The sequence below is a fragment of the Blautia sp. MSK.18.38 genome (assembly GCF_024460535.1).
Taxonomy (GTDB): domain Bacteria; phylum Bacillota; class Clostridia; order Lachnospirales; family Lachnospiraceae; genus Blautia_A; species Blautia_A fusiformis.
Genome location: NZ_JANFYP010000010.1, coordinates 71,700 through 84,314 on the forward strand (window position 1 = coordinate 71,700; position 12,615 = coordinate 84,314).

Sequence of the window (12,615 nt, forward strand, 5' to 3'; positions counted from 1 at the left end):
ATTTAACCAAAAAGGAGAAAAGACATGAGCGTTATTTCAATGAAGCAGCTTTTAGAGGCAGGTGTTCATTTCGGACATCAGACAAGAAGATGGAACCCTAAAATGGCTCCGTACATCTACACAGAGAGAAATGGTATCTATATCATCGATCTTCAGCAGTCTGTAGGAATGGTTGACGATGCTTACAATGCAGTAGCAGATATCGTTGCCAACGGTGGACACATCCTTTTCGTAGGAACTAAGAAACAGGCTCAGGATGCTATCCGTACAGAGGCAGAGCGTTGTGGAGAGTTCTTCGTAAATGAGAGATGGCTTGGTGGTATGCTTACAAACTTCAAGACAATCCAGAGCCGTATCGCAAGACTGAAAGAGATCGAGACAATGGAAGCTGACGGAACATTCGACGTACTTCCTAAAAAAGAAGTTATCGAGCTTCGCAAAGAGCTTGTTAAGCTTCAGAAGAACCTTGGCGGAATCAAAGAGATGAAGAGAATCCCGGATGCTATCTTTATCGTAGATCCTAAGAAAGAGAGAATCTGCGTACAGGAGGCTCATACACTTGGAATCCCGCTTATCGGTATCTGCGATACTAACTGTGATCCGGAAGAGCTTGACTATGTGATCCCGGGAAATGACGATGCTATCCGTGCAGTAAAACTCATCGTTTCCAAGATGGCTGACGCTGTTATCGAGGCTAAGCAGGGAACTGCTGAGGCAGATGGCGAGATCGAGGCTGAGTCTGAGGAGTTTGCAGCTACAGAGGAATAATTCGTATAAACAGAATATTTCAGGAGGAAACGAACAATGGCTATTACAGCAGCACAGGTAAAAGAGTTAAGAGAGATGACCGGCGCCGGAATGATGGATTGTAAGAAAGCTCTTACATCTACAGATGGTGATATGGATAAAGCAGTTGAGTTCCTGCGTGAGAAGGGTCTTGCTACAGCACAGAAGAAAGCAAGCCGTATCGCAGCAGAGGGTCTTTGCAAAACTCTGGTAACAGAGGATGGAAAGAAAGCAGTCGTTGTTGAGGTTAATGCTGAGACAGACTTCGTTGCAAAGAACGAGAAATTCCAGAGCTATGTTGCAGATGTTGCAGCACAGGCACTTAACACAACAGCAGCTGATATCGATGCTTTCCTTGCTGAGGCATGGGCACTTGATACAACTAAGACTGTAAAAGAGGCTCTTGCAGCTCAGATCGCAGTAATCGGCGAGAACATGAACATCCGTAGATTTGCTCAGGTTGAGGAGCAGAACGGATTCATCGCTTCCTACACTCATATGGGTGGAAAGATCGGCGTTCTTGTAGACGTTGAGACAGATGTTGTTAACGATGCTGTTAAAGAGATGGCTAAGAACGTAGCTATGCAGATCGCAGCTCTGAAACCGCAGTACACAAGCGACAAGGAAGTAAGCGCTGACTATATCGAGCATGAGAAAGAGATCCTTATGGCTCAGATTCAGAACGACCCGAAGGAGTCCCAGAAACCGGCTAAGGTTATCGAGGGAATGATCACAGGACGTATCAAGAAAGAGCTCAAAGAGATCTGCCTTCTTGACCAGACATACGTAAAAGCAGAGGACGGAAAACAGTCCGTTGCTAAATACGTAGAGCAGGTAGCAAAAGAGAACGGTGCTAAGATCCAGATCAAAGGCTTCGTTCGCTACGAGACAGGCGATGGTCTTGAGAAGAAAGAAGAGAACTTCGCTGAGGAAGTTGCAAAGCAGATGGGTAAGTAATCCATTAGCTTAAGTTTTCATTATATTATTTTAATAAGTCTAAATTTAAGTATTTAAAGGCCCTGAAAGTCTTATAAACACTACGTTTCACAGTGATTATAAGGTTTTCGGGGCTTTTTTCTATATTTTTCTAAAAAAGTCCTAAATACCGCCAAGCATCGCTGGAAATCACCAAGAATCTTCTAAAATTGAGTATTGAGTAAGGAAAAACTGAGTAAAAGCAAAGGCTTGCAATCTTCAGCGAAGTTACTCAAATTATCAGCGGTTTCATCAGATCACCATAATTTTCAAAAAACAAATTATAAACTTAAAAACCAATTTTATAAGGAGGAGATCAGTATGGCAAGTACAGCGATAGGCGCAGCTGGCGAGGATGCTCGCACAATAACTTTTATGAACAAAGAACATAAGGAGTTCTATTTGGAATATCTGCCAAAATGCAGATGGAAAGATGTATATCACAAAGCATTGGTATATTGTCTTGGAATCGACAGAGATACACGAAAACACGTTAACAGAATTTATGATTTTAAAAATGGCAGTGTGAAGCCAGAATGTCTGCAGGAAGGATGGCAGACAAGTGGTAGTGTCAGAGTTGTACGCATGGCATTTAATCTCTACTGCAACGGTACACCCAGTGTCTATGACTATGAAGATGCGGAAAAGCAGTTATCGGAGTGCAGCTGTTATACAGTAGAAGATCTGTTTTGCTGTGGGTATGCAAAATTCTTTTGGGAGGCAATAAAGATACGTTATCCGGAGTATTGCTCCTAAAAATGATTGGAGGTCAAAAATGCTGAAAATCAGATTACAGGGAACAACAAATGAACTGAAATGGTTTCGAAAAATATTGGAAAAGAATAGTAACTTTGAAATTTTAAGTATATCAGAGCCTTATGCAAATAAGGGGACAAACAAATATTTTCGTGTGTATGTAGACGTCGAAAGAATCAGACATTAGGAGGAAAAGTTATGTGCAGAGTAATCGCAATCGCAAATCAGAAAGGTGGAGTGGCAAAGACCACTACCACTATCAATCTTGGAGTAGGACTGGCCAAGGAAGGAAAGAAAGTTGTACTGGTTGACGCAGATCCACAGGGGCATTTGACAATGGGGCTTGGATTTCCAAAGAATTTGAGAGTGACACTGAAAACAATGATGGAAAATATTATCATGGGATTAGAGTTTGATCCCAAGGAGGCCGTTTTACATCATGCGGAAGGAATAGATGTGATTCCATCTAACAAACTACTTTCGGGAATGGATATGTCATTGTTCACAGTAGAGGACAGAGAAAAAGTTTTAAAGGAGTATTTGGAACTTCTGGAACAGGAGTATGACTATATTTTAATTGACTGTATGCCCTCATTGGGAATGTTGACAATCAATGCCCTTACTGCAGCTGACAGTGTATTGATTCCGGTACAGCCACAATATTATGCGGCAGATGGACTTATGGAATTGCTGAAAGTTGTGAAAGGAATTCATCAGAGATTCAATCCAGCTTTACAGATTGAGGGAATTTTGTTTACTATGGACAGTTGTCATTATAACAACTCAAAGAGAAACAAGCAGGCAGTGCGAGATGCTTATGGAGCAGAGATTAAAATTTTCAATCAAACGATTCCAAGAACAGAAGCTCTTGCCGAAACTGCATCAGAAGGTGTCAGTATTTTTTCTTACGATGCAAAAGGAAAAGGTGCGTACAGTTATCAGGCACTTGTCCAGGAGGTGCTGAATCATGCGTAAACCTAAGAAAGAAATTCAGCTTACTTCTTATGATGAATTGCTTGGAATCAATGAAGCAGAACAAAATAGCTTCAATCAGGTTTTTGAAGTGCCGCTAAACGAGTTATATCCGTTTAAAAATCATCCATTTCATGTAAATGATGATGAAAAAATGGCTGAAACAGTAGAAAGTATCAAGAATTATGGCATCTTAAATCCTGCATTGGTACGTCCTCGCGCAGAGGGAGGATATGAACTGATTGCTGGTCACAGGAGAAAACGTGGTTGCGAACTGGCTGGAAAAAGTAAAATGCCAGTACTCATACGAAACTATACCGATGATGAAGCCGTAATCGTTATGGTGGATTCTAATATACAGAGAGAAAATTTGCTTCCAAGCGAAAAGGCATATGCTTATAAGATGAAGATGGATGCAGTAAAACATCAAGGCATAAAAGACGAAAACGCAGTTTCTGTTGACAGTGCAGATCTGGTTGGACAGGCTGCAGGTGACAGTGGAAGAACCGTTCAGCGTTACATACGCTTGACCTGTCTTATTCCGGAATTGCTGAAATTGTTGGATGAAGGAAAGATTAATTTTACAGTAGGTGTTTCATTAACCTATTTATCAGAAACGGAGCAGATTTGGGTGAAAGACTGCATAGTGTCTGGAGCAAGCTCTGTTACAGGTTCAATGGCAACAAAACTGAAGCAATACAGCGGTGAAGGTAAACTGACAGAATTAGCGGTACAGCTTATTCTGAATGAAAAGAAAACAGAGACAGGAAAAGTTACTTTAACTGAAAAGAAAATACGAAAGTATTTCCCAAAGGAATATAACAGAGAACAGATTGAACAGGTTATCTATGAACTGCTTGATAACTGGAAGAAAAGCCAATAACGAGGGAAGGAGGGAAAGCAAAATGGCAAAATCCGAAAGCACAAAAATAGAGTTTGGTTATTTTCACGATTATGAATCGGAACAGTTTGCTTTTTACCGTATTCCCAAAGTATTATTCACAGATGAATATTTCCGTAATCTGTCCAGCGATGCAAAGGTTCTTTATGGGCTGATGCTGGACAGAATGGCTTTGTCTATCAGAAATAATTGGGTGGACAATGAGGGGAAAGTTTATATCATATTTACATTGGAACAAGTGATGGAATATATGAACTGCGGAAAAGACAAAGGTGTGAAAATTCTTGCAGAATTAGATACTGATAAAGGAATTGGTTTGATTGAAAGAGTAAAGAGAGGATTGGGAAAACCAACAATTATTTATGTAAAGAGCTTTGTATATAGAAAAGAAAAAGTATTAGATTCGGCAGAGAATGATAACAGAAGTCAAGAAGTCGGAAAAGCCGAAGTCAAGAGTTCGGAAAAACCGAAGTCTGGAGTTCTGGAAAGTCGAAGTCAAGAGTTCGGAAAAACCGAAGTCTGGAAGTCGGAAAAATCGAAGTCAAGAGTTCGGAAAAACCGAAGTACAGAAGTCGGAAAAACCGACCCTAATAATACTAATTATAATTATACTGATATTAGTAATACTGACAGAAGTAATACTGATCTTATCAATCTTTCAGATTCTTCCGAACAGCAGTCAATGGATTTGATGGAAGAGATGGGGTTATTCCAGATGAATACTGCACTTGTAAAAAGAAATATTGAATATGACTGTCTTGTACAACGATGTAGACTAGGGGAACAGCAACAGTTGGATGAAATTGTGGCACTAATTGTGGAAACAATCAGCATAGAACGGGAGAATATTACAATCAGTGGAGTGAAATACCCATATCAGTTCGTAAAAAGCAGATTATTGTTGCTGGAAGAAAGCCACATAGAGTATGTACTTGACTGTCTGCATGAGAATACCAGGGAAGTAAAGAACATAAAAGCGTATTTGCTTACCTGTCTTATGAATTCAATAACGACAAGTTTCAAAGAGGTGTGTGTATTTGCTTGGATATCAGGGGAATAATCTTTTATGTTCTGATTGGGATAGATCTGATATGGAAGGGTTAGATTATAATGGTTTATATGAATATTTATATCGAATGAAATACGGGGAGAGATATGAGTTTTCAGGTAACTCAAGTGGAATTCCGGCAGAAGAGTTTGAAAATCTGATAATGGAGTTTTTGCCGATAACAGCAGATCAAATTAAAAAATGGGCAGTATTTGATTCGGAACATCAAACTTATGACTGGGAACGATTAGGCTGTTTAAATTATAGCCCTACTCATTTTGGAACATCTTTACCGGAGGTCGTTGAAATAAGAGATAGCGGAGAGGGAAACAGTGTGTTGGTTGTTGATGCTGTATGTGATACATTTATATGTAATGATGCCGTTATTACAAGTGAGCTGACTGTTAAGTTCAACGATGATAAGAGTTTTAAATATATGGGGAATAAAATTCTGAATAATGGTACGAAAGAAGTTCCCAAATATCAATATAGAATAAAAAGAAAGAACTGATAACAACTATCAGCCCTTTCATATTTGTTAATTCCATATATGTAATTTTTTTAAGATATCAGAAGTGATTTCAAATGCTTTTTTGCCAGTTGCATTAGAATCACTTTGGATATTGGTTGCAAAATAATAGCTGTTATCGGAAGTTTCTACATATCCGATAAACCAGCCGTTGATATCCTGTCCGTTGACACGACCGGTTCCAGTTTTTCCGTAGAAATTACCATTAGGTGTACTGGCAATTTTTATAGCATTTTTAACAGAAAATACATTTTGGAAATTTAGATGGAATTCATTTGTGTTAAATTTTTTTAATAATGTTACTTGCTCTAAAGGCGAGATTTTTAATGAAAAATCGGACCAGTATAAATCCAGATTTGAACTGGTTGTTTGGTTTCCATATTCTATTTTATTCAAAAATTCCTGGACTCTGTTAATTCCGAGCTGCGAATCAATTGCCTGGAAATACCAGTTAACGGAATTTTGCATAGCAGAGTTTAAATCCTGATCAGCTTCCCAGGATGGAAAAGGAAAGGCATCACCATTCCATGTCATGGAAGAGTGTTCTGGTGTGATGATTCCGGATTCCAACCCTAATAATGCATCGTATATTTTGTAGGTAGACTCTGGCGGAATACGTTTGGTGGCTTCTTCAAGATCGTATATTTTCCAGGAATCCAAATTATTGTCATACAAAACAAATGATCCATCATATGTTCCAAATGTTTCGGATATATCTAACAGGGAGATATTTTTGTCTGTATCACTAAAATGATATACGTTTTGAGTAGAGGCATCAATGGATAAAATGGGTGTACATCCAATAAAAACAGCACTAATGACCAGATAAATTATCAATGCTCTCATTTTTTGATAAAGAGTTTCTTTCCTAAAAACGGCGATGTTGAGAATACGTCGTTTCATCTGCCTGAAATTTCCGGACATTCCAACTGCCAGTGGAGAGGAAAAAGAGGATATTTTTTCTGCAAAATTAATCAGTGTAGTTCCATAAGCTTGGTATTCATCAGCAGAAATCATCTGCAATACAGCAGAATCACAGGCTATTTCACGGTCACAGAGAATTTCTTTTAAAGTGTACCAAACAAAAGGGTTAAACCAGTAGAGTATATTACTTATGACCATGAGGAAGCCAATAAATGTATCTTTGTGACGGTAATGCTGTAATTCGTGTAGCAGCATAAAACGCATATCATCAGGATTCAGTTCGGAAATTAAATGGATGGGAATGTAAATTCTGGGATGTATTATTCCGATTAAAACTGGTGATTTTAAAAATGCAGTACTGTAGACTGATACTGGGTGAGAGATTTTAAGTTCCTTTAAACAATTGTAATAAATAGTTTTTACCTGCTGATTTTGAAGCGGGAGAGCAGATCTTTTTATGGAACGTACATAGTTTAATGAATGAAGGGTGAGGACTGACATAATCATAACACCCGTTATCCATATTAGAAAGAGTATGGTATTCAAGCCTCCAGAAAATTGACTACTGATGGAAACTGAAAAATCATTCACCTGGTTTAACAAAATATTTTGTGTATTACTGGTAAGTTCGGATAGCGTGTCGGTACCAGAGTTAAGTCCTGAGTCAGTTTGAAAAAAATGTAACCATGAAAAAAGTTGTGAGCCATGAATCTGTACAGGAAAAAATGGCACGGCAAGTAATAAAAATAAAAGAAAACAGAGATGGTACTGTGTAGTCGCAGATAAATATTTTTTCAGAAGTTTTTTTGTTCCGATTATTACAAGTGTAAAAATACATATGAAGATATTACTGATTAAAAAGTGGATGATCCAGTTGCTCATTCAAAACCTCCTATTTCTGATGTTTTGATAATAAATGGCGTAAGTTATCAATTTCTGTTGAAGAGAGCTTATCGTCTTCAAGGTAAGAAGCCAGCATAGAAGAAAGATTTCCATTATAATATCGCTTTAAAAAAGAATTGCTTTCCTGGCGTATATATTCATCTTCTTGGACTAATGGAGTATAGACAAATACCCGGCTTTGTTTTTCGCAGGAAAGAGCTTTTTTGGAAACAAGTCTCTTGATAAGAGTTTGAATTGTTTTTGGACTCCAGCTGGTAGTTAGAGTAAGTTTTTCTGTAATTTCATTTGTATTGATGGGAGCATATTTCCATACAATTTTCATAACTTCAAATTCGGCTTCTGAAATCTGGGGTAGTGACATAATAAAATCCTCCTGCTAAATCCTACATATGTAATAAATATATTATATTACTTGTAGAAGAAAAAAGTCAAATGGCAGATGATATATAGAATATAAAATTAATAATGTAGAGGCAATAAAGGTGAAAAAGATAGAAATTATTGAGAGAATCACAGATGCTAATGGAAGCATAAGTGAAAACATATTGACTAGCTGGGAACATAAAAACCAATTCATACCGGAAATTATAAGGTTTGGAGAATTAAAAATATATCTACAGGAACGAATTGTTAAAAAGAATGATAGTGATGTTCATCTTTCAAAATATGAATATGATATTTTACTTTTTTTAGCGAAAAGTCCAGGTAGAATATTTGGAAAAGAAATGGTTTATGATCTGGTATGGAATGAACCTTATTCCGGTGATTATAATGTGGTTATGCGACATATCTGCAATATCAGAGAAAAAATAGAAGATGATCCTGGACAACCATTATATATACAAACAGTACGAGGTGTAGGATATCGGTTTAATGGGAATTTAGGCAGCGAGTGAAATCGCTGCCTATTATTATGGTTTTACAAAGAAGGGAGTTGGTTATGAGAAGATCTTTGTATTTCAGGAGCATCCTGTTTGAGATATTTGGACAGGTTTTGATGTATCAATTCCAACTCTTTTATTTCTTGCTTAAAAGAAACGTATTGAGTATTTAGAGATTCTTTTCTGGAAATAAGATCTGCAATTTGCTCTTGCAACTTATTGGAATTAAGATGTTTCAGGTTTATACCATTTTCCTGTAAAATATGTTCAGCACCCGCGAAAAGAATAATTTGAGATTCATATTTACGGAAATAACGATCTGGATCTTTGGAGCTTTTATAATGGTCGTCGTAAATTTTATTTTTCTGATATTGTTCGGCATATTTTAGCATTTCTCGAAGATGGCGTATCTGAGACTCGAGAGAAACAACAGAGGTATTTACCTCTTTTTGCTGCATATGTAACAAGGCTATGCGGTCTTCAAGTTCTGAAAAATTATGTAGATTATGTGTGAACATCTTGTTATATTCAGCAGAGACAATTTTTAAATTTTCCTTATTTGCCCATTTCTGAAGTCCAATGTTTCCTGCTATATTGGGAGCATTGGTATCTATTAATTTGTTATGAACAGAAGGAAAAATAGCTTTCTGACGTTTATTTTCAATGCGTTCTTTGATACGTTCTTTAGTAAAATTTTTTCCTAAAGATTTAGCACTTCCACGCACTGGACGGGACATATCGGGAGAACGAAAGGTAATGTATTTTCTGCTGCTTTCGCCAAATTCTGCGTTTTTTATTTCATATCCTTTAGCTTTCATAAATGCAAGAAATTCTGAGTAAGTGGAAACAATTCGGATTGTCTGGTTGATATCTTTTCGCAGCTGCGCTTTTTTACTGGATTCAGATTTATTTGCAGCCCATTCATTGTATTTCATTCCTTTTTTACCATCTGGCATAATTGTGGACAGGTTATGTTCCTGGCATAAAGTGTCGCTGAGATTTCGTATTTTCCAGTAATTCTTTTTACAGTCATGGTAATGAGAAAAAGTGATGTTATCTGCAGAACAGAAAATTAAATGGTTATGTACATGACCTTTATCAGTGTGTGTTGTCAGAACATAGGAGTATTTTCCCTCCAGTAAGCGATCCGCAAGTTCTTTGCCAATTTGATGGGCTTCTTCATAGGAAACTTCACCAGGGGAAAATGCCTGAATCAGATGAAATGCCTTATTTGTATTGTGCGGATCTCTGCAGTCATGTGTATGATCCAAAGTGTATTTAAAGTCAAGAACGGCTGTTTCGGGAGAGCAGGCAAAGGAAGAAATATATAGATTCTGGTCAGTTTTATCTGGATTGCAGATGTATTCTATTGCTTTATTAACGGTTGTTTTGATACCATGGATTTTTGTAACTGCCATATTTTTTCCATTAACTCCTTTATATCGTCCAGGTCCTTTGGGTAAACTGTATTGGTACTGTTTATACGATGGGTGATCTGATTCAAATTGCTGCTGATATTGCCCAACAGGGTATTCATTTTTCGGATATGAGAGTAGTCTACTTCATATACAAATCCATATAAGATCATTTTCCGTAGAAAGGCAGATTTGCTTTTCATCCTGGAAAGACGATATTTTTCTTCTAAAATGTATTGTTCGTCATCATTCAAATAAAATTGTACGGGATGAATTCTGGTACGTTTGCTCATTGAAATCCTCCAATTCGTTTTTTTCTATAAAAAAGAGTACAAAAAAACTGTCTAACCAGTTCGGTTATGACAGTTATATTACTTGACTGTATGATGTTTTGGATAGATGTGTCTACAGTTTATTTTAACAGGAGTAGGCGGAAGCGTCAAATTAAGAAATTATAAAATATGAGAGGGCCAGGGATACTCCCTGATACATTTTGGTAGAATGAACCGGAAAGGGAATTTGACAAAATGAGCCAGGTGTCATGACACTGGCAGTGCTTGCTTCTTTTGGGGTGTAGCCTGCAAAGCAGGCTATGCAAAAGCTATAAAACATAAATAGAACTGTGAGAAGTGGTTGAGAATACAATCCTGATAGCGTATAATCAGAGAAAGAAATCGTAAGTGAGGGATAAATTTGAAACGTGAAGAAATTTTTCAATATGTAAAAGAGCAATATGGAACTGAACCGGAATATTTATGGAAAAAAGATCCTGATTCTGCGGTGCTTCGACATAAAAATGGAAAATGGTATGCTATAATTATGGTAGTGGAAAAGAAAATACTGGGATTAGAAGAAGATGGAAACATTGACATCCTGGATGTAAAATGTGATCCTGATCTGGTTGGGATGATTATTCAAACGTATGGATTTTTACCGGGGTATCATATGAATAAGCAACACTGGATTACGATTCTTTTGGATGATTCTGTCAGTGAAGCTAAGACGCTGGATTTTCTGGATATGAGTTATGATTTAATTGACAGTGGGAAGTAATAAAAAAGGAAGCCTTTCAGAAAAATCTCTGATTGGCTCCCAGGTATTCATTCTGGATATGTATAAGTTGATCTTTGCAACAGGATATTTTCCCAATCTCGTTCATGGCGCAACACTCGGAGAATATGAATCTCTTTTGTTTCTTCCATTATAATATAAAAAATAATAGATGGCGGAAAAGATCTTTTATGTATGGAATATCCTCTGTACAGAATTTGAGTTCGGGGAAAGGCAGTACTGAACTGGCCTAAATTCTGCATTTGTTCTTTCAGATCAGATTGAAAACGGTCAGCACGTTGCTGGCCGAATTCTTCTTCAATATAATCTGCAATGTCTGTGACATCGTAAATTGCTTCCCAGGTTAAAATAATTTTATATTCTTGCATTTCTTCGTGCATCCCTTAATTCTGTGATTTTGCGAAAAGCATCTTCCAGTGGCAATTCACGACCAGCTTCCATATCATCAATTCCCCGGTCTAACATGCGGAGAAGATGATTGTTTTCCTGGTTTTTATCGGTTGTAGGGACTTTTTTTGTTAATTCCATGAAATCACTCCAATCATACGGTTTATAAATAGTGTATGTTGTTCAGAAGTATCTATCCATAGTTTAGCATAGAATGGGCAGCAATACAATTGAATTATTTTGCAGGAGCGTCCGTCAGACCAAGAAGATATTCGCAGGAAACATTAAATACTTCGGCCAGTGCGACAACTTCGTAGTCGGGAACGAAACGTGTGCCTTGTTCAATTCGCAGGATTGCCAGATCATTAAAATCATATCCTGCAAGTTGTAATTTGGCAGCGAGTGTTTTCTGAGTAAGATTATGAGCCTTTCGTAATTCTTTTACCCGTTGTCCTATTCTGTTTTTACTGTTCGTTTTTTTATCCCAATAAATAATCATTCTGATCCTCAAAAGTTTCTAAAGATGAAGTATTATTATTGATTTTAAGGAAAAATATTGTTACTATACTTCTAAAGATGAAGTTTTGGGAAAGTTTATTTGATTTTTGAAATAAGAAAATGATAATGCTGCCTGTAATGAGAAATAATTCTAATGAGAGGTGGAAAGAAGATGAATGAATTTTATGAAGCAGTATCGAATTTATTTGAGGAATTGCGCTGTGACTCCGGAGAAAGAGAATATACAGTACAGCTGGAAGAATGGAAAGAGGCAGAGAAGAATTTGAAACAAATACAAAAGAAGCTGCCACTACATCTGGAAAAAATCCCAGAGCGTGAGCAGAATTTCTGGAATAAATATCTGGATCAGTTAGAACATTTCCATTATGAAGAGGAGCAGCGGGCTTATTACCAGGGAATGATGGATGTAGTTGAGTTTCTTATTAATATAGGGGCAATAAAGAAATCCACGAATGTTAAGAGAATGATAGAAAAATATGCACGTTAAGAGTGGCGGTATGGGAAACCATACCGCTTCTTCAGAATAATTCAGATAGAATTCAAATGAA

General features: G+C 37.1%; 18 protein-coding genes. 11 read left to right on the forward strand and 7 right to left on the reverse strand.

Annotated features, from left to right (window positions below):
* Positions 1-24 precede the first annotated feature (24 nt).
* The 8 genes from rpsB (at position 25) to NE638_RS08140 (ending at position 5,949) form a co-directional block, all read left to right on the forward strand.
* Complete coding sequence (rpsB, locus tag NE638_RS08105) at positions 25-768, forward strand: 30S ribosomal protein S2 (RefSeq protein WP_044960678.1); 744 nt, start codon at positions 25-27, stop codon at positions 766-768.
* Between the two features lie 36 nt (positions 769-804).
* Positions 805-1,743: a translation elongation factor Ts gene (gene tsf / locus NE638_RS08110; RefSeq protein ID WP_110102467.1), complete on the forward strand. Its 939-nt coding sequence runs from the start codon at positions 805-807 to the stop codon at positions 1,741-1,743.
* A 339-nt stretch (positions 1,744-2,082) separates the two neighbouring features.
* Positions 2,083-2,517 (forward strand): DUF6075 family protein, encoded by a 435-nt coding sequence (locus tag NE638_RS08115; RefSeq protein WP_118608517.1) that lies wholly within the window; start codon positions 2,083-2,085, stop codon positions 2,515-2,517.
* Between the two features lie 19 nt (positions 2,518-2,536).
* A complete protein-coding gene (locus NE638_RS08120) occupies positions 2,537-2,704 on the forward strand; it encodes a DUF3970 family protein (protein WP_118608518.1) in 168 nt (55 codons plus the stop codon).
* Positions 2,705-2,715: 11 nt separating this feature from the next.
* The gene (locus tag NE638_RS08125; protein ID WP_173746006.1) at positions 2,716-3,492 is read left to right on the forward strand and encodes a ParA family protein; all 777 of its coding nucleotides are present in this window, start codon (positions 2,716-2,718) and stop codon (positions 3,490-3,492) included.
* Complete coding sequence (locus NE638_RS08130) at positions 3,485-4,372, forward strand: ParB/RepB/Spo0J family partition protein (RefSeq protein WP_118608520.1); 888 nt, start codon at positions 3,485-3,487, stop codon at positions 4,370-4,372. The genes NE638_RS08125 and NE638_RS08130 overlap by 8 nt, the downstream gene beginning before the upstream one ends.
* 22 nt (positions 4,373-4,394) lie before the next feature.
* Positions 4,395-5,450, forward strand: a complete 1,056-nt coding sequence (locus tag NE638_RS08135) for a replication initiator protein A (RefSeq protein ID WP_173746007.1) — start codon at positions 4,395-4,397, stop codon at positions 5,448-5,450.
* Entirely contained in the window at positions 5,428-5,949 is a 522-nt protein-coding gene (locus tag NE638_RS08140) for a DUF6070 family protein (RefSeq protein ID WP_330603405.1), read from the forward strand. The genes NE638_RS08135 and NE638_RS08140 overlap by 23 nt, the downstream gene beginning before the upstream one ends.
* 27 nt (positions 5,950-5,976) lie before the next feature.
* Here NE638_RS08140 and NE638_RS08145 read toward each other — a convergent pair whose 3' ends face one another.
* Both NE638_RS08145 and NE638_RS08150 read right to left on the reverse strand, forming a co-directional pair.
* Positions 5,977-7,773 (reverse strand): BlaR1 family beta-lactam sensor/signal transducer, encoded by a 1,797-nt coding sequence (locus NE638_RS08145; protein WP_015541271.1) that lies wholly within the window; start codon positions 7,771-7,773, stop codon positions 5,977-5,979.
* Between the two features lie 10 nt (positions 7,774-7,783).
* Positions 7,784-8,158, reverse strand: coding sequence for a BlaI/MecI/CopY family transcriptional regulator (locus NE638_RS08150; RefSeq protein ID WP_026077000.1), 375 nt, complete (start codon positions 8,156-8,158; stop codon positions 7,784-7,786).
* Between the two features lie 118 nt (positions 8,159-8,276).
* Here NE638_RS08150 and NE638_RS08155 point away from each other — a divergent pair, with 118 nt between their 5' ends.
* A complete protein-coding gene (locus NE638_RS08155) occupies positions 8,277-8,690 on the forward strand; it encodes a winged helix-turn-helix domain-containing protein (protein WP_019162151.1) in 414 nt (137 codons plus the stop codon).
* A gap of 23 nt (positions 8,691-8,713) precedes the next feature.
* On the opposite strand, the gene NE638_RS08160 is transcribed toward NE638_RS08155, so the two are convergent.
* Complete coding sequence (locus NE638_RS08160; protein WP_173746008.1) at positions 8,714-10,093, reverse strand: relaxase/mobilization nuclease domain-containing protein; 1,380 nt, start codon at positions 10,091-10,093, stop codon at positions 8,714-8,716.
* Entirely contained in the window at positions 10,042-10,383 is a 342-nt protein-coding gene (locus NE638_RS08165) for a plasmid mobilization protein (protein WP_005426517.1), read from the reverse strand. The genes NE638_RS08160 and NE638_RS08165 overlap by 52 nt, the downstream gene beginning before the upstream one ends.
* 400 nt (positions 10,384-10,783) lie before the next feature.
* On the opposite strand from NE638_RS08165, the gene NE638_RS08170 reads away from it, so the two are divergent.
* Positions 10,784-11,143: an MmcQ/YjbR family DNA-binding protein gene (locus NE638_RS08170; protein WP_019162150.1), complete on the forward strand. Its 360-nt coding sequence runs from the start codon at positions 10,784-10,786 to the stop codon at positions 11,141-11,143.
* A 47-nt stretch (positions 11,144-11,190) separates the two neighbouring features.
* Here NE638_RS08170 and NE638_RS08175 read toward each other — a convergent pair whose 3' ends face one another.
* From NE638_RS08175 to NE638_RS08185, 3 genes are all read right to left on the reverse strand, one after another.
* Complete coding sequence (locus tag NE638_RS08175; protein WP_019162149.1) at positions 11,191-11,529, reverse strand: type II toxin-antitoxin system RelE/ParE family toxin; 339 nt, start codon at positions 11,527-11,529, stop codon at positions 11,191-11,193.
* The gene (locus NE638_RS08180) at positions 11,516-11,689 is read right to left on the reverse strand and encodes a hypothetical protein (protein ID WP_005426514.1); all 174 of its coding nucleotides are present in this window, start codon (positions 11,687-11,689) and stop codon (positions 11,516-11,518) included. The genes NE638_RS08175 and NE638_RS08180 overlap by 14 nt, the downstream gene beginning before the upstream one ends.
* Before the next feature lie 94 nt (positions 11,690-11,783).
* On the reverse strand, positions 11,784-12,047 hold the full coding sequence (locus tag NE638_RS08185) for a helix-turn-helix domain-containing protein (protein ID WP_015541275.1): 264 nt from the start codon (positions 12,045-12,047) through the stop codon (positions 11,784-11,786).
* Positions 12,048-12,218: 171 nt separating this feature from the next.
* Here NE638_RS08185 and NE638_RS08190 point away from each other — a divergent pair, with 171 nt between their 5' ends.
* Positions 12,219-12,554 carry a hypothetical protein gene (locus tag NE638_RS08190; protein WP_244094813.1) on the forward strand — a complete coding sequence of 112 codons (336 nt, stop codon included), beginning with the start codon at positions 12,219-12,221 and terminating at the stop codon, positions 12,552-12,554.
* Positions 12,555-12,615 lie beyond the last annotated feature (61 nt).